This is a genomic window from Parafrankia elaeagni (assembly GCF_000374165.1).
GTDB classification, from domain to species: Bacteria; Actinomycetota; Actinomycetes; order Frankiales; family Frankiaceae; genus Parafrankia; species Parafrankia elaeagni.
Window position 1 is genome coordinate 226,621 of the sequence record NZ_KB893671.1, and the last position, 16,811, is coordinate 243,431.

Genomic DNA, 16,811 nt, shown 5'->3' on the forward strand with positions numbered 1-16,811 from the left:
ACCACGATGACGAGCGTCGACAGCGGGCTGGAGTTCGGCACGGCCGCAGATGTGCTCGCCGCCCACGTCCGTGACGTCCCGGACTTCCCGAAGCCCGGAGTCGTCTTCAAGGACATCACCCCGCTGCTGTCCACCCCGGCGGCGTTCGGGGTGATCATCGGTGCCCTCGCGGACCTGGCCCGGCAGCGGGGGGCCACCACCATCGCGGGCGTCGAGGCACGTGGGTTCCTGCTGGCCGCGCCGGTGGCCGACCGGATCGGGGCGGGCCTGGTGCCGGTGCGCAAGCAGGGCAAGCTGCCCGGGGTGACCCGGAGCGAGTCGTACGCGCTGGAGTACGGCACGGCCACTCTGGAGATTCACGAGGACGCCGTGCCCGCCGGAGAGCGGGTCCTGATCATCGACGACGTGCTCGCCACCGGCGGTACCGCGGTCGCCGCCCACAACCTGCTGCGTGGCTGCGGGGCGGATGTGGTCGGGCTCGCCGTCCTGATGGAGCTGACCTTCCTGTCGGGGCGGGACCGTACGGGTGTTCTCGACGTCACGTCGATCATGAAACTCTGACCCTTCGTCCGGGTTATGGCTTATGCCGTTCACGCACGGTGGTCCCAGGTCGAGTCCAGGGTCGGGCTCCAGGTCGGCTTCGGTGACCGGCAGGTGGCCGCGGGGTGGACTCGGCGGGGCTGCGGAAGGCAACAGGCGGCAACAGCGTTAACCTCAACGTCAGGAGCCCTTCGCACATCCGTGCCGTGGCTCATGTGCTGAGCAGGAGCGGCCCGTGCCCGAGGCGCCGCCGGTGACCACCGGAGCTGTGCCGACGGCCGCGTCATCCGCCGGGGAGACGCGGCCGGCGCAGCCTGCCCCAGGCGGGGGCAGGCCGCCCGCCGCCGGGGCGGGTGGCGCGGTCGGTGGGCGGTCCACCGCGGGCGAGGCCGCCGATCAGCCGGCGGCCGGGCTTCCGGCTTCCGGACCGGGCGGTGTCGGCGCTGCCGGCGGTGCCACGGCCATCAACATCGCGGCTGGTGGGCCGGCAGGCGGGTCTGCCGCGGCTGACGGTGGTCCCGTTCCGCCCGAGGCGGACGACACCGATCCCGCGAGCGGGTCACCGGTGGTGCCCCGGCTCGGGCACGAGTCCCCGCCCCTGCCGCGGCGGGTGCGCGGGCGGTTCGCCCGGCTCGGCACACACCGGGCGACGCCGCCGTCCTCGCTGGACCCGGTGCTCCGCGGGCTGCTGGCGAACCATCCGCGGGCGGAGATCGGCCAGGTCCAGCGGGCGTTCGAGGTGGCCGACGCGGCGCACGCCGGCCAGGTCCGCTTCTCCGGGCACCCGTACATCACCCATCCGATCGCGGTGGCGAGCATTCTCGCCGACCTCGGCATGGACATTCCGACCCTGTGCGCGGCCCTGCTGCACGACACGCTGGAGGAGACGGACCTCCCGCCCGAGACGATCGAGGCCGAGTTCGGTTCGCAGGTGCTGCAGATCGTCGACGCGGTCAGCAAGCTGAACCGGGTCAAGGTCGGCGAGGCCGCACAGACGGAGACCATCCGGCGGATGGTCGTCGCGATGGCCCGCGACCCCCGCGCGCTGGTGGTGAAACTGGCCGACCGGTTGCACAACATGCGGACGCTGCGGTTCCTGCCCGAGCACAAGCAGGAGCGCAAGGCGCGCGAGACGCTGGAGATCTACGCGCCGCTGGCTCACCGGCTCGGCATGAACTCGCTGAAGTGGGAGCTGGAGGACCTGGCGTTCGCCGCGCTGTTCCCCAAGCGCTACGACGAGATCGTCCGGCTCGTCGCCGACCGCGCGCCCAGCCGGGACGTCTACCTGACCGAGACGTCCGCGCAGGTGCAGGCGCAGCTCGCCGACGCGCGGATCAAGGCTGTGGTGACGGGCCGGCCGAAGCACTACTACTCGATCTACCAGAAGATGGTGGTTCGCGGCCGGTCCTTCGAGGACATCTACGACCTGGTGGGAATCCGGGTCCTGGTCGACTCGGTCCGGGACTGCTACGCGGCGCTGGGCACCGTCCACGCGAACTGGAAGCCGATTCCGGGCCGGTTCAAGGACTACATCGCGATGCCCAAGTACAACATGTACCAGTCGCTGCACACGACGGTCATCGGGCCCGAGGGCAAGCCGGTCGAGCTGCAGATCCGGACGCACTCGATGCACAACCGGGCCGAGTACGGCATCGCGGCGCACTGGAAGTACAAGGAGGACGGGTCGGGCGCGCGGACGTCCGGCTCCTCGCGCCGCGCTGCCGCGAAGTCCGGCGGCCCGGCCGGTGGCACCGCCCCGGACCTGAGGAACTGGCTGCGCCAGATCCTCGACTGGCAGCGGGAGACGGCCGACCCGGGGGAGTTCCTCGACAGCCTGCGCTTCGACGGTGCCGCGGACGAGGTCTTCGTCTTCACGCCGAAGGGCGACGTGATCCCGCTGCCGCTGGGCTCGACCCCGGTCGACTTCGCCTACGCGGTGCACACCGACATCGGCAACCAGTGCGTCGGTGCCCGGGTCAACGGCCGGCTCGCCGCGCTGGACACCGAGCTGGAGAACGGCGACGTGGTGGAGGTGTTCACCTCCCGAGCGCACTCCGCCGGTCCCAGCGAGGACTGGCTGATGTTCGTCCGCTCCTCGCGGGCCCGGACCAAGATCCGTCAGTGGCATGCGCGTGAGCGCCGCGAGGACGCGATCGTGGCCGGTCGGGACGCGATCGGCCGGGCGATGCGGCGCCACGGCCTGCCGCTGGCCCGGCTGATGACCGGCGACGCGCTGCTGACCCTGGCGAAGGACATGCGCTACGCGGACGTCACGGCCCTGTACGCGGCGGTCGGGGAGAACAACGTCAGCGCGCAGGCGGTGGTGAACCGGCTGTTGCAGAGCCTGGGCGGCGCCGAGAGCGCCGAGGAGGACGCGGCCGAGACCGAGCTGCCGATCCGGGCCCTGCGCCGTGCCGGTGGCGATCCGGGTGTGCTGGTCACGGGCGCCTCGGACGTCTGGGTGAAGCTCGCCCGCTGCTGCACCCCGATGCCCGGCGACGACATCGCGGGCTTCGTCACCAGGGGGAAGGGCGTGTCGGTGCACCGTTCCGACTGCGTCAACCTCGACAGCCTGCGCGGCGGCCCGCACGACCGGACGGTCACCGTCGAGTGGGCGCCGTCATCGGGTTCCGTGTTCCTCGTCGTCATCCAGGTCGAGGCGCTGGACCGGACCAGGCTGCTCTCCGACGTGACCCGGGTCCTGTCGGACCATCACGTCAACATCCTCTCCGCGTCGGTCACCACGACGCGGGAGCAGGTCGCGGTGAGCCGGTTCACCTTCGAGATGGGTGACGCCAAGCATCTCGGCCACATTCTCGACGCCGTCAGATCCACCGACGGCGTGTACGACTGTTTCCGGGTCACCTCGGACATACAGAGCTGACCGCGAGGGCGAGGGGGCACGCCGTGAATGCTGAGGCCGCGGGAGCGGGTCTTCCGGCGGGCGGCTTCTCGCCCGCGCTGGCACGGGCGGACGGCGACGCCGACTCCCGGACGGTGGCCGCCGCCCGCCAGGCGAGCATGCGCCTGGCGCATCTGGCCCGCCGGATGGCAGCGCCGCGCACCCCGCAGGTGCCCCCGGAGCTGCGGGACCTGGTCGAGGCGCACCGGGACTTCCACCCTAAGGCGGACATCGCGGCGGTGATCCGCGCCTACACGGTGGCGGACGACCTGCACGCCGGCCAGATCCGGCGCAGCGGCGATCCGTACATCAGCCATCCGCTCGCCGTCGCCGAGGTGCTCGCCGAGCTCGGCGTCGACACCACCACGCTCATCGCGGCGCTGTTGCACGACACGGTCGAGGACACCGGCTACTCGCTGGCCGCCGTGGCGGAGGAGTTCAACGGCGAGGTCGCGAACCTCGTCGACGGGGTGACCAAGCTCGACAAGATGCGGTTCGGCGAGGCCGCCGAGGCCGAGACCCTGCGCAAGCTGATCGTCGCGCTGGCCCGCGACTACCGGGTGCTCGTCATCAAGATCGCTGACCGGCTGCACAACATGCGCACGCTGGGCTTCATGTCGGAGCCCAAGCAGCAGAAGATCTCGCGGGTCACCCTGGAGGTCCTGGCGCCGCTCGCGCACCGTCTCGGCGTGAGCGTGATCAAGCGGGAGCTGGAGGACCGGTCGTTCGCGGTGCTCAACCCCGAGGAGCACCGCCAGATCTCCGCGATGGTCGACGACTTCACCGCCGCGGAGCGGGCCAGCGGCGTCCTGGGCGGGATGGTCGCGCAGCTGCGCGGCGCGCTCGCCGAGGCCCGGGTCGGCGGCTCCGTGTCCATCCGGACCAGCCACATCTTCTCGATCCACAAGCGGGCCCAGGAGCGCGGCCGGCCGCCCCGCGACTACAACGACATCGTCCGGGTGCTCGTCCTCGTCGACGACATCACCGACTGCTATGCGGCCCTCGGTGTCATCCACGGGATGTGGCGGCCGGTACCGGGCCGGCTGCGTGACTTCGTCGCCACGCCCAAGTTCAACATGTACCAGAGCCTGCACACCAGCGTGACGGACGATGCCGGGCGCACCGTCGACATCCAGATCCGCACCCCGTCCATGCACCGGCTGGCCGAGACGGGCATCGTGGCCAAACCGGTCGGTCCGGGCGCGGACGGTGCGCGTCTCGAAGGCCTCTCGTGGCTGCACAGCCTGCTCGACTGGCAGGTCGACACCGTCGACCCGGGCGAGTTCCTGGAATCCCTCTCCTCGGACCTCAACTCCGACGAGGTCCTGACCTTCACTCCGAAGGGCAAGATGATCGCGTTGCCGGCGCGTTCCTCACCGGTGGACGTCGCCTACGCGGTGCACACCGACGTCGGCCACCGGGCCATCGGAGCCCGGGTCAACGGCCGGCTGGTGCCGCTGCACACCCGGCTGCGCAACGGCGACGTCGTGCAGATCCTCACCTCCAACCTGCCCGGCGCGGGTCCGAGCGAGGACTGGCTGGAGTTCGTGCGGACGTCCCGCGCGCGGGTTCGAATCCGGAAGCGGTTGGCCCGTGCCCGCCGGGACGCGCAGGCGCGCGCGACCCAGAGCGGCGCTCCCGTCGCTCCCGCCGTTTCCGGTGGCTCGGGCGCTTCGGGCGGGCCCGTCGCGCGGCCTGCGGTCGCTGCCGGCTCCTGGGACGGCGACCAGGTACCACCCGCCCGAGCGACAGGCCCGCATGGCGCAGTCGGCCGCCCGGGGGCGCCCGGGGGCATCCGTACCGGCGCGGGCGCGGCGGTGGCGCTCGCCACCGCCGCCACCGCCGGGGGAGTGACGCCCGGCCGATCGCCGGTTCTCGACGGCCCTCCAGCCGAGGCCGGTTCCGCACCGGTCGCGGGGACGGCCGGACCTGAGCAGGCCGATGAGGCCGCGGAGACGGAGCCGGCCCGCGCCGGGCGCCGGGCGCGGCGCGGCGGGTCGGGAAGGCGCGAGGAACGGCCGGGCGCGGCCGGCGGCCCGCGTGGACGTGAATCGGCCGGTGCTGCCGCAGCGCAGGCTTCCACCCGCCGCGGAACCCAGAACTGGGCGGGCTTCGCCGAGATCGGGGGCACTGACGTGCCGGTGCGTCTGGCCCGATGTTGCCTTCCGCTCCCCGGGGACACCGTGGTCGGCTTCGCCGGCAACAGCAGCGCCGTCTCCCTGCACCGACAGGAATGCGCGAACGCCGCCACGTCGGCGGCATCACGCGAACAGGTGACCGTGCAGGGATGGACCGCTGCGGAGAGTCAGACCTTCCCCACGGAAATCGCGGTGGAGGCCTTCGACCGTTACGGATTGCTGGCAGATATCACCGAGGTCCTGTCCGACACCTCAGCCTCGGTACGGGCGGCGTCGACGTCGACCTCGGAGGACAGGGTGGCACACGCCCGTTTCACCATCGAGGTCACCGGTCCCGACCAGCTTGACCGGGTGCTGGCAGCGGTACGGAGTGTCGGCGGGGTCTATGACTGTTACCGGGCGTGCCAGACGACGGGGTGACGTGGCGGGCGAGCACTCCGGGGATGATTTACGCGCTCCGTGTCGATTTGACCCGAAACAAGCGACCCGTCATTCCGGAACTAGTCGGGCTTGTATCTAATGTGCCACCCGCCGTCATCGGCAAAAAATCAACGGTCCTGCTGGGTGTGCGATGTAGAGTATCCCGCGTAGCCATCGGTTATGGGTGGGAGTACGCGTGGGATACCTTCAGGTCATCACGAGCATCGACTCACCAGACGCCGCGGACCGTATCGGCAGAGCACTCGTCGAGCAGCGCCTCGCCGCCTGTTTCCAGGTGGTCGGGCCGATTCGGAGCACTTACCGGTGGAACGGCGAGATCGAGCAGTCCGACGAATGGTTGTGTCTCGCCAAAACAACGAGTGAGCGAGTGGCCGACCTGATCACGGAGCTCGCCGCCGCGCATCCCTACGAGACGCCGGAGATCATCGCGACTCCGATCGTCTCCGGCCACGTCGACTATCTGGACTGGATCACCGCGGAGACCGCTCCGTCGATCCGGAGCTGATCCTCGCGGGGCCAGTGCCGTGACCGGGCGGTGGCTGATCCCGCGCCGCCTCCGCGCCGCCTCCGGGCGGCGAGAGCTGACTCAGACCAGGGCCCGTAGCTGTTCGTCCAGATCCCGCACCGCCTGAGTGTTCTGCCAGGGGCGCAGGTGTTCCCGCACGCGCCGGATCCGGGTCAGCCCCAGCGAGAAGTCGGTCGCCGCGACGATGGCCAGCGATTCGGTCGCGTACTGGGTCGCCGCTTCGATCTCCCGCCGTTGGATATGGACCTCGGCGATGTCACCGAGCAGCAGAGATCGCTTCTTCGTACCGCTGTGCGGGGAGGTCCGTAGTGCCTCGGTCGCGGCGGCGTGGGCCGCTGCGGGGCGGCGCAGCCGCGTGTAGGTCGTGACCTTGATGCCGTCCAGCCGGCCGCGGTCGAAGAACTGCGTCCAGACCCGGTCGCCGTCGTCCGCGCGGTCGAACGAGTCCTGGGCTCGGTCCAGGGCGGCGAGCGCGGCCCGGCCCTCGCCGCGGGCGGCCTGCTCCTCGGCCTCCCGCCCGGCGAGCCAGGCCTTCGTCATGACGGTGCTGCCGCTCGCGGCGCGGCGCTGGGCCTCGGCGAGCAGCGCGCAGGCCTGGTCGTGCCGGCCGATGCCGGCGCTGTGGTAGCTCTCGTAACCCAGCACACAGGCCCACAGTGCGCTGTCGTCGGCCTCCCGGGCCGCCTCGATGGCGACCCGGTAGTACGCCAGCGCGGAGGGAACGTCGTTCATGTCGAACGCGAGCCAGCCGGCGAGCGCGGCGGTCTCACCCGCGGTCGAGGCGAGGTCGCGGCGGGCCGGAGAGCGGCCGCTGGACTCCAGGAGCTGGGTGAGCGTGCCGAGATGACCGGTGACCCGAGGGAACAGGGCCCGGGCCGGAACGCGCTCCTCCAGGCTGTACAGCCCGGCGGTGCACCGGCTCAGCTCGTCGGTCAGCTCCGGGGTGACGGTGGTGCGCCGGCGCAGGGCGGCGGACAGCCGCTCCCACGGCGCGTTGTCGGCGCCGGCCGTGCTCAGCGGGACGACGGCGACGCCGCCCGCGGCGGCGAACAGCCGGAGGAAGCCGCGGCGCTCGACGGGAATGTCACCGGCGGGATCGGCCCCGTTCTCCGTCTGGATGAGAAGGGTGCCGGCAGGGCTGCCGATCTCCCGGGAGGCCCGCCCGGCGGGGGCGGCGCGCAGGCCGGCCAGACCGGTGCTCGGGTCGTCGTCGACGAAACCGAGCTCGGCCGAGGAACGCTCGAACAGGGCGCGCAGCAGCCGTTGGTAGCGAAGACTGGGCTTTTTGTCGCCCTTTTCCCATTTGCAGATCATATTTCCGGTCACGCCGGCCTCGCGGCCCTCGTGGATGACCGAGAAGCGCCGGATCTCGCTCGCCAGACGTTCCTGGGACCAGCCGCGTTCCTCCCGTGAGGTGCGCAGCCGGACGTTCGGGGTACGGGCCAGGCCGGCGGTTGCCGGTCTGTGGTCGTTCGGCTGCGTCGTCCTCGGCGAGGTATGACCCGCCGACGATCCTGCCGGGCGCTCCATCGATACCTCCGGGTCAAGCGGTTGACGTCAGGAGCTTAACCTTGCGTTAGCAAAGTCGGTGATACCCCCTGTGTGGTCCTTCGATGACAGGAAACCGACAAATCATCGTGCGGACCAGACCGGACTGCTGCGGGCGGTGACGGGCGCGCGGCGCCGTCGGCCGGTCGGTGCGCGGCCATAGAGTCTCATGTCGTGAGAGCTGGTCCCCTGCCCCAAGGCCCCCGTGCGCGTGCGGGGGCCCGGCCGCTGCGGGCGTGGCAGCGCGCCGCCCTCGACATCTACCGGTCACGCGGCGCATCCGGAGGCCGCGACTTCCTCGCGGTGGCGACCCCGGGCGCCGGCAAGACGACGTTCGCCCTGGAGATCGCCGCGGAGCTGCTGACCGCCGGTGAGATCCGGGCGGTGACCGTGGTCGCGCCCACCGACCACCTCAAGCGGCAGTGGGCGGTGGCCGCGGCGGCTGCCGGGATCGACCTGGACCCGACCTTCCGCAACGCCGCGGGCGCGACCGCCTCCGACTACACCGGCGTGGCGGTCACCTACGCCCAGGTCGCCGCGCACCCGGCGCTGCACCGCATGCGCACCGCCGCGCGGCGCACCCTGGTGATCCTGGACGAGATCCACCACGCGGGAGACGCGCTCTCCTGGGGCGAGGCGGTCCGGGAGGCCTTCAGCCCGGCCGCCCGCCGGCTCGCGCTGACCGGAACGCCGTTCCGGTCGGACGTCAACCCCATTCCGTTCGTGACCTACCTGCCCGACGCGGAGGGGGTGATCCGCAGCGTCGCCGACTCAAGCTACGGCTACGCCGAGGCGCTGCGCGACGGTGTGGTCCGTCCGGTGCTCTTCCTGGCCTACTCGGGCGAGATGTCCTGGCGTACCAGCGCCGGCGCGGAGCTGACCGCGCGGCTCGGTGAGCCGCTGAACAACGAGCAGACCGCGGCTGCCTGGCGCACCGCCCTCGACCCGCGGGGCGACTGGATGCCCGCGGTCCTGGCCGCCGCCGACACCCGGCTCTCCCAGGTCCGCCGCGGTGGCATGCCGGACGCCGGCGGGCTCGTCATCGCGACCGACCACACCAACGCCCGGGCCTACGCCGGCCTGCTGCGCCGCATCACCGGGACGTCCCCGGTCGTGGTCCTCTCCGACGACCCCACCGCCAGCACGAAGATCGCCTCGTTCCGCGAGTCCGCCGACCGGTGGATGGTCGCGGTCCGCATGGTCAGTGAGGGGGTGGACGTTCCCCGCCTGGCGGTGGGCGTCTACGCCACGTCGGCCTCGACCCCGCTGTACTTCGCCCAGGCCGTCGGCCGGTTCGTCCGCGGGCGCGGGCGCTCGGAGACGGCGTCCGTCTTTCTGCCCAGCGTGCCGTCGCTGCTCGCCCTGGCCGGGGAGATGGAGGCGCAGCGCGACCACGCGCTGAACAAGCCCCAGCGGGAGCCGGACGCCTTCGACGACGACGCGCTGCGCGAGGCGAACCGGCGCCGCGACACCCCCGACAAGCCGGACACGCTGTTCACCGCGCTCAACTCGTCCGCGGAGCTCGACCGGGTGATCTTCGATGGTGGAGAGTTCGGTACACCGGCCCAGTCCGGGTCGCTGGAGGAGGAGGACTTCCTCGGCCTGCCCGGCCTGCTCGAGCCCGACCAGGTCGCGACACTGCTACGGCAGCGGGAGGCCGCCCAGCGCGCAGCCGCCGCACGGTCCTCGGCGGCTTCCTCGGCGGCTTCGGCCGGGCCGGGCATCCCGGCGGCCAGGGCGGGCGAGACCGCCGACGAGGCGGAGCAGCGGCCCGTCCACGAACGGATCGGTGAGCTGCGGAAGGACCTGAACAAGCTGGTCGCCGCCCATCACCACCGCACTGGCAAGCCGCACGGCATGATCCACGCCGAGCTGCGTCGGGCCTGTGGCGGCCCACCGAGTGCGCAGGCCAGCGCCGCCCAGCTGCAGGCCCGGATCGACACCGTCCGCCGCTGGGCGGGATAGCGGCGGACGGCCTCCGCGCGGGGGGTCAGGGCTCCTGGGCGATCTGGATCGACTGGATCTTCGCCCCGCTTGTCGGCGCGCCGTCGGACCCGCCGCCGCTGACGCCCGGGGTGGTCAGCTTGTCCAGCACGTCGAGGCCCTCGGTGATGTGGCCGAAGACGGTGTAGCCGCCGGCCAGGGCGGACGCCCCCTCCTGGGAGGGGTCGGCGTAGTTGATGAAGAACTGGCTGCCGTTGCTGTCCGGCTGGCTGCTGTGCGCCATGGCCAGCACACCCCGGTTGTAGTTCACGCCCTCGGTGTTCTCGTTGGCGTAGCCGAAGCCGGGCCCTCCCGTGCCGGTCCCGGTCGGGTCGCCGCACTGCAGGACGCTGATGCCGGCGTCGGCGCCACCGGTCTGGCGGTGGCAGGGGGTGTCGGTGTAGAAGCCCGCCTCGGCGAGCGTACGCAGCGCGTTGACGGTGCAGGGGGCCTTGTCCGCGTCCAGCGCGGCCGTCATGGTGCCCTGGTCGGTGGTGATGACCATCGTGGCCGGGCTGCGGTTCACCGCCGGCGCGGCCGCGGGCAGCCCGACCTCGCGGGAAGGCGCCTCACCGGAGGCCGTGTAGACGCAGTCACCCACCTTGCTCGTCTCGCCGGCCGGCAGGGCCGGGGCGGCCGACGCGCCCGGGGTGGACTCGGGGGTGGCGCTGACCTCGTCGTCGTCCGATCCGGCGGTGACAAGGAGCAGTGCAGCGACCGACGCCACGATGGCCACCAGGACCACCGCGGCGACCACGCTCAGCCGGCGCCGCCGTCGTGCCACAGCCCGTTGCCGGCGCTCCGCCTGTCGTGCCATCCGCGCGGCGGCCAGCTCACGCGCCCGCCGTTCCCTCGTGCTCGACACCCTCGCAGGCCTCCCGCTCCGTGTTCGTCTGAGGCGTCCGTCCGAGGCGTCCGTCGGTGGCGGCCGTGCGAAGCGTCCGTCCAGGGCGTCCGTCCGTAGCCCACTTCCGTCACACAGGGTACGGCGACGGTCGTGACGTGGCTGATAGCGTCGCCCCAGGACCCGACGCGAAGGCTGACACGAACTGATGCTCGACAAGCGCTTCATCCGGGAGAACCCCGACGTTGTGAAGGACGCCGTCCGTCTCAAGGGCGTCGACCTCGACGTCGACGAGCTTCTCCAGCTCGACCAGGAGAACCGCAAGCTGCAGTTCGAGGTCGACGAGGCTCAGGCGCGCCGCAAGTCCTTCGCCAAGCAGTTCGCCAAGGCCGACGAGGCCCGCCGGGCGGAGCTGCGCGTCGAGCACACCGAGTTCGACCGCCAGCTCCGCGAGCTGCGCGAGCAGCTGGCCCGCACCAGCGCCCGGCTTGCCGAGCTGATGCTGCTGGTGCCGGGCCTCCCCTGGGAGGGCGCGCCGGTCGGGCCGGACGAGTCCGCGAACGTGGTCATCCGCACGGTGGGCGCCAGGCCGGAGTTCGACTTCACGCCGCTGGACCACACCGAGCTCGCGGAGCGGCGCGGCTGGGCCGAGTTCGCCCGTGCCCGCCGGATCTCCGGCGAGCGGGCCTACGCCCTGGTCGGCGATCTGGTCATGCTGGAGCGGGCGGTGCACTCCTACGCGCTGGACCTGCTGCGCGGCCAGGACTTCACCCCGGTGTCGGTGCCCGCGCTGGTGAAGGAGGCGCCGCTGGTCGGCACCGGCATGCTGCCGAAGGGCCGCGACGAGATCTACGAGATCCCCGCCGACAACGCCTTTCTCGCCGGTACCGCCGAGGTCGCCCTGGTCGGTCTGCACGCCGGGGAGATTCTCGAGGCCAGCCAGCTGCCGATCAGGTACGCCGGTATCTCGCCGTGCTTCCGCCGCGAGATCGGCAGCGCCAGCCGGGACGTCCGCGGGCTGCTGCGGGTGCACCAGTTCGAAAAGGTCGAGCAGTTCGTCCTGTGTGTGAACGACCCGGCCGAATCCGCCCGCTGGCACGCGGAACTGCTCGCCACCGCGGAGCGGATCCTGACCGATCTCGGCCTGCACTACGAGGTCGTCGAATGCGCCACCGGGGACATGGGCCTCGGCAAGTACCGGATGAACGACATCAACACCTGGTTCCCGACGCTGGACCGTTTCCGCGAGACGCACAGCTGCTCGACGCTGCACGACTGGCAGGCCCGGCGGGCGAACCTGCGGTATCGCGACGCCGAGGGGAACATCCGTTTCGCACACACACTGAACAACACGGCGGTGGCGACCCCGCGGCTGCTGGCGGCGATCCTGGAGAACTTCCAGACCGCGGACCAGCGGCTGCGTGTCCCGGAGGTGCTGCGGCCCTACCTGGGCGGGCGCGAGCTGCTCTGATCCGGCGCGGCCCGGCGGGAACGGGCGGCCCGGACGAGCCCGGGGCCGGCGACGGCCAGACGCCGGCCCGCCCCGACGGCGACCCGGCGGTCCAGGATCTGGTAGTCGGCCCGCTCGATCTCGTCGAGGATGCCGCCGTACAGACGGAACGCCGTCCAGACGCAGTCCCGGGACGTCGGGTGCAGCAGCCGGATACCGGGCCGGGCGGAGCGGAACAGCTCCCGGGCGCGGGCGATCTCATGGGCGAGCAGGCGCCGCACCGGCCCGTCGACGACGCCGGTGGCCAGGCGCTCACGGGTGACGCCGAACAGGTCCAGCGACGTCTGTGGCAGGTAGACCCGGCCGCGCCGCAGGTCCTCACCGACGTCCCGAAGAAAGTTCGCAAGCTGGAACGCCACACCAAGGTCACGGGCGTACGGCTCCGCCGCGCCGTGGACGGGTTCGAGGATCGGCAGCATCTGCAGGCCGATCACGACCGCCGAGCCGTGGATGTAGACCATCAGGTCGTCCCAGGTGGCGTAGCCGGAGACTGTCAGGTCCATGGCCATCGACGTCAGGAAGGCCTCGAAGTACTCCGCCGGCAGGCCGAACCGGCGGGTGGTGTGCAGGACGGCCGGCAGCACGGTCGGCTCCGCCGAGCCCGGCAGCCCGCCAGCCCCCGCCCTGCCGTCGGTACCTGCTGTGCCGTCGGTGCCGTCGGTGCCGTCGGTGCCGTCGGTGTCGTCGGTGTCGGAGCGCAGCGCGGTGAGGAAGGTGCCGCCCCACTGCCGCAGCCGCCGCGCCCTGGCCTCATCGGAGAGGGCCGCGTCGAGATCGTCCACGATCTCGTCCGCGTACCGGGCGAAGCCGTACAGCGCGTGCACGTGCGGGCGCTTCCACCTGGGCAGCAGCAGCGTGGCCAGATAGTAGGTGCGGCCGTGGGCGGCGTTCAGCTCGCGGGCGCAGCGGTACGACGCCCGCAGGCGCTCCCCGGAGATGCCGGCGGCGTCCAGCTCGCCGCGCAGAGCGCTCACAGCAGCCAAGAGTAGCCGGCCGTCCCGTCCGTCAGGGCAGGCGGGAGGCGAACGCCAGGGAGAGGGCCGCCGCGCCCATCCCGAGAAGGAAGGAGAGCCCCACGAACCAGCCGGTGATCTCGCGGTACTCGGTGCGGTAACCGATCGAGCTGCCCAGGCCCCGGTAGACCGACTCCAGCTCGTCACCGGATGTCGCCCGGTGGTAGGAACCGCCGGTCTGCTCGGCGAGCTCGCGCAGCGCGTCCTCGTTCACCGGCACGGGGATCTCCTGCCCGCCGACGTCGAGGCTCCCGTCGGAGGTGCCGTAGGCGATGGTGTCCACGGGGATCTCGGCGTCCCTCGCCGCCGTCGCCGCCTGGGTGTTCGGTCGTCCGCGCGTGGTCTCGCCGTCCGAGAGCAGGACGATGGCGGCGGGGGGCGGCGGCTGGCCCTCGTCCGACATCCGCTGCCCGGCGGTGGTGATCGCCTGCAGGGAGGCGAAGATGCCCTCGCCGACGGCGGTCGCCGGGCCGAGCTGCAGCCCGCGGATGCCGGAGCGGATGGCCTCCCGGTCGGTCGACGCGGGGACGAGGACGGCCGCCGAGCCGGCGAAGGAGACGAGCCCGAGGTTGATGCGCGGCGGCAGCTGGTCGACGAAGGCCTCGGCGCCCTGCTTGGCGGCCTCGAGCCGGGTCGGTTGGATGTCGGTGGCCGCCATCGAGTTCGACACGTCGATCGCCAGGATGATCGTCGCGCGCTCGCGGGGGACCCGTTCGGCCCGCGCCGGGCGGGCCAGCGAGATGACCAGACCGGCCAGGGCGAGCAGCAGCAGCGCCGCCGGAACATGCCGACGCCACCACTGCGGCCGCCGCGGCAGCACGCTTGACAGCATCGCGGTCGACGACATCCGGGCCGCGTACACCCGGCGGCGCCGTGACAGGACGATGTAGGCCGCGGTGAGCGCGGCCACCAGCACGAACAGCCACAGCCAGTGGCCAGCCAGGAAGCTCAAGGAAGGGCCACCCGCCCGGCGAGGCCGCGGGGGCGGCCGGTGGCACCGGTGGCACCGGAGCGGGGCGGCGCCGGTGCCCTCCCGGCGCCCCCGAGGTTCCCGCGGTCGGCCGGCGGCCGGCGCGCGGCACCGCGGGTCGTCCGGCTGGTGGAGACGAAGCGCACGATGTCGACCAGCCAGTCCGAGTCGGTCCGCAGGACCAGGTGCGCCGCGCCGACCCGGCGCAGCGCGAGCTCCACCTGGGCCCGGTGCTCGGCCGCCGCCTCGCGGTACCGGTCGCGCACCCGCCGGGATCCGGTCGGGATCTCCACCAGCGCGCCGGTCTCGGCATCCACGACGGGCAGCAGGCCCACCGACGGCAGGATCAGCTCGGCCGGGTCGAGGACCTCCACGGCCAGCAGCTGGTGGCGGGCGGAAAGCACCCGCATCGGCCGCTCCCAGCTCAGGTCGGTGGAGAGGAAGTCACTCACGACCACGGCGAGACCACGGCGGCGGCGCGGGCGGTCCAGCTCGGCGATCGCCGCCGCGAGGTCGGTGGCCGCGCCGGCATCGGGCTGCCGGGCCGGCCGGTCGTGAGCGCCTTCCGGGACGGAGAGCAGGGTCCGCAGCAGGCTCCGCAGCCCCTGGCGGCCCGGCCGGGCGGGAATCAGCCGCGGGCCGGTCGGGGTGAGCGCCACGGCGCCCATCCGGTTGCCGGTCCGGGCGGTCAGGAAGCCGACCGCGGCGGTGGCGGCGATCGCCAGGTCCCGCTTGCGCAGGGAGGTGGTGCCGAACTCCTGGCTGGCCGTCAGATCGACCAGCGCCCAGGTCTCCAGCTCCCGGTCGGCGACGAGGTCGTGCACGTGCGGAACGGTCGTCCGGGCGGTGACCGCCCAGTCCATCCGGCGGACGTCGTCGCCGACGTGGTACTCGCGGCTCTCGGCCTTCTCGGTGCCCTGCCCGGGCAGCAGGCCCAGGTGCTCGCCGAGCAGCATCCCGTCGAGACGGCGGGTCACGGCGATCTCGAGGCGGCGCAGCGTGCGCTCCACGGACGGCGAGGTGACCGACGGCTGGACGAGCACGCCCGGCCGGGGCGGGGGCGGCGCGTTCCTGGGAGCCGCCGCAGGACCGGGAGCCGCCGCAGGACCGGGAGCCGCAGGACCGGGAGCCGGTGTATCGCCCGGGGGCGGCCCCTCCGGGCGGGCCCCGCGACGTCGCCCGCCGGGGGTTTTCACTGGGCCGGCCCGCTGTCGAAGTACTCGGGGAAGCCGGTCCTGGGGTCGGTGCGCCAGCGGCCGGAGTGGGTCATCGGCGGCGGGGGGAAGTGCCCGCCGCGGTCCGTGGCGCTCTGCTGGCGGGGTGCGATCTGCGGGTGGGGCAGCGCCTCGAGGATGCGGCCGGCGATCTCCTCGGCGGTCAGCCCCTCGGCCAGCGCCTCGTAGGAGAGCACCAGGCGGTGCGGGAGGACGTCGAGACAGACCGCGGCCACGTCGTCGGGGACGACGTAGTCACGGCCGCGGAGCAGGGCGAGTGCCCGGGCGGCGGCGATGAGGCCGAGTGAGGCACGCGGCGAGGCGCCGTAGGCCAGGTGCCCGGCGAGGTCGGGCAGGTTCACCTCGGCGGGTGCGCGGGTGGCGAGCACGAGGCGCACGGCGTACTCGGTGATCGCGTGGTGCACGAACACGTCGTCGGCACGGTGCTGCAGCCGCAGGAGCGCCTCCGGGTCGAGGACGGGCTCGGCGGTCGGCGGCCGCACCCCCATCCGCCGGACGATCTCCAGCTCCTCGCCGGAGGTCGGGTAGGGAACCGTCACCTTCATCAGGAATCGGTCGCGCTGGGCCTCCGGCAGCGGATACACGCCTTCGGACTCGATCGGGTTCTGGGTGGCCAGGACGAGAAAGGGAAGCGGCAGTGGATGGGTTACCCCGCCGAGCGAGACCTGCCGTTCCGACATCACCTCGAGGAGTGCCGACTGCACCTTCGCGGGAGCCCGGTTGATCTCGTCCGCGAGAACGAAGTTGGCGAATATGGGGCCGAGCTCAATGTCGAACATCTCGCGGCTGCTGCGGAAGATCCGCGTCCCGATGATGTCGGAGGGAACCAGGTCGCTGGTGAACTGGATCCGCACGAAGGAGCCGCCGACCACCGTCGCGAGCGTCTGCACGGCCAGGGTCTTGGCCACCCCGGGCACGCCTTCCAACAGACAGTGCCCGCGGGCGATCAGGGCGACCAGCATGCGCTCGACCATGTGGTCCTGGCCGACGATGACCTTCTTGACCTCGAAGAGGGCCCGTTCCAGCAGCGCGGCGTCGTCGGCCACGGCGTTCGCGGGCGGATCGGGTCGGCGGGTGTCCGCCGAGCCCGTCGCGGCGGGCGCCCGCACCTCGACGCCGGATGCCGCCACGCCGGGATCGGTCGTCCACTCGTTCATGGCG

12 protein-coding genes are annotated in these 16,811 nt (G+C 72.5%); 6 read left to right on the forward strand and 6 right to left on the reverse strand.

Annotated features, from left to right (window positions below):
- Window positions 1–6: 6 nt before the first annotated feature.
- The 4 genes from B207_RS0102725 to cutA all read left to right on the forward strand — a co-directional run bounded on the left by B207_RS0102725 (window position 7) and on the right by cutA (window position 6,526).
- Entirely contained in the window at window positions 7–561 is a 555-nt protein-coding gene (locus tag B207_RS0102725; RefSeq protein ID WP_018634973.1) for an adenine phosphoribosyltransferase, read from the forward strand.
- A gap of 214 nt (window positions 562–775) precedes the next feature.
- Complete coding sequence (locus B207_RS0102730) at window positions 776–3,424, forward strand: RelA/SpoT family protein (protein ID WP_018634974.1); 2,649 nt, start codon at window positions 776–778, stop codon at window positions 3,422–3,424.
- Window positions 3,425–3,447: 23 nt separating this feature from the next.
- Window positions 3,448–6,000, forward strand: a complete 2,553-nt coding sequence (locus B207_RS0102735; RefSeq protein ID WP_018634975.1) for a RelA/SpoT family protein — start codon at window positions 3,448–3,450, stop codon at window positions 5,998–6,000.
- 196 nt (window positions 6,001–6,196) lie between these two features.
- A complete protein-coding gene (gene cutA / locus B207_RS0102740; RefSeq protein ID WP_018634976.1) occupies window positions 6,197–6,526 on the forward strand; it encodes a divalent-cation tolerance protein CutA in 330 nt (109 codons plus the stop codon).
- Window positions 6,527–6,607: 81 nt separating this feature from the next.
- Here cutA and B207_RS0102745 read toward each other — a convergent pair whose 3' ends face one another.
- Window positions 6,608–8,077, reverse strand: a complete 1,470-nt coding sequence (locus B207_RS0102745) for a helix-turn-helix domain-containing protein (protein WP_018634977.1) — start codon at window positions 8,075–8,077, stop codon at window positions 6,608–6,610.
- 192 nt (window positions 8,078–8,269) lie between these two features.
- On the opposite strand from B207_RS0102745, the gene B207_RS0102750 reads away from it, so the two are divergent.
- A complete protein-coding gene (locus B207_RS0102750) occupies window positions 8,270–10,060 on the forward strand; it encodes a DEAD/DEAH box helicase (RefSeq protein WP_026310595.1) in 1,791 nt (596 codons plus the stop codon).
- Window positions 10,061–10,085: 25 nt separating this feature from the next.
- On the opposite strand, the gene B207_RS0102755 is transcribed toward B207_RS0102750, so the two are convergent.
- A complete protein-coding gene (locus tag B207_RS0102755) occupies window positions 10,086–10,943 on the reverse strand; it encodes a peptidylprolyl isomerase (RefSeq protein ID WP_026310596.1) in 858 nt (285 codons plus the stop codon).
- A gap of 187 nt (window positions 10,944–11,130) precedes the next feature.
- On the opposite strand from B207_RS0102755, the gene serS reads away from it, so the two are divergent.
- Window positions 11,131–12,393, forward strand: coding sequence for a serine--tRNA ligase (gene serS / locus B207_RS0102760; protein ID WP_018634980.1), 1,263 nt, complete (start codon window positions 11,131–11,133; stop codon window positions 12,391–12,393).
- Here serS and B207_RS0102765 read toward each other — a convergent pair.
- From B207_RS0102765 to B207_RS0102780, 4 genes are all read right to left on the reverse strand, one after another.
- Window positions 12,366–13,406: a phytoene/squalene synthase family protein gene (locus tag B207_RS0102765; RefSeq protein ID WP_018634981.1), complete on the reverse strand. Its 1,041-nt coding sequence runs from the start codon at window positions 13,404–13,406 to the stop codon at window positions 12,366–12,368. The genes serS and B207_RS0102765 overlap by 28 nt on opposite strands.
- A 31-nt stretch (window positions 13,407–13,437) precedes the next feature.
- Window positions 13,438–14,397, reverse strand: a complete 960-nt coding sequence (locus B207_RS0102770) for a VWA domain-containing protein (protein ID WP_018634982.1) — start codon at window positions 14,395–14,397, stop codon at window positions 13,438–13,440.
- A complete protein-coding gene (locus B207_RS0102775) occupies window positions 14,394–15,458 on the reverse strand; it encodes a DUF58 domain-containing protein (RefSeq protein ID WP_018634983.1) in 1,065 nt (354 codons plus the stop codon). The genes B207_RS0102770 and B207_RS0102775 overlap by 4 nt, the downstream gene beginning before the upstream one ends.
- 149 nt (window positions 15,459–15,607) lie before the next feature.
- Window positions 15,608–16,807 (reverse strand): AAA family ATPase, encoded by a 1,200-nt coding sequence (locus tag B207_RS0102780; RefSeq protein ID WP_018634984.1) that lies wholly within the window; start codon window positions 16,805–16,807, stop codon window positions 15,608–15,610.
- Between the last annotated feature and the right edge of the window lie 4 nt (window positions 16,808–16,811).

Excerpts from the sequence above, each read along its gene's own strand:
- B207_RS0102725 (WP_018634973.1), top strand. The coding sequence starts at position 7 with ATGACGAGCGTCGACAGCGGGCTGGAGTTCGGCACGGCCGCAGATGTG.
- B207_RS0102745 (WP_018634977.1), bottom strand. The coding sequence starts at position 8,077 with ATGGAGCGCCCGGCAGGATCGTCGGCGGGTCATACCTCGCCGAGGACG.
- serS (WP_018634980.1), top strand. The coding sequence starts at position 11,131 with ATGCTCGACAAGCGCTTCATCCGGGAGAACCCCGACGTTGTGAAGGAC.
- B207_RS0102780 (WP_018634984.1), bottom strand. The coding sequence starts at position 16,807 with ATGAACGAGTGGACGACCGATCCCGGCGTGGCGGCATCCGGCGTCGAG.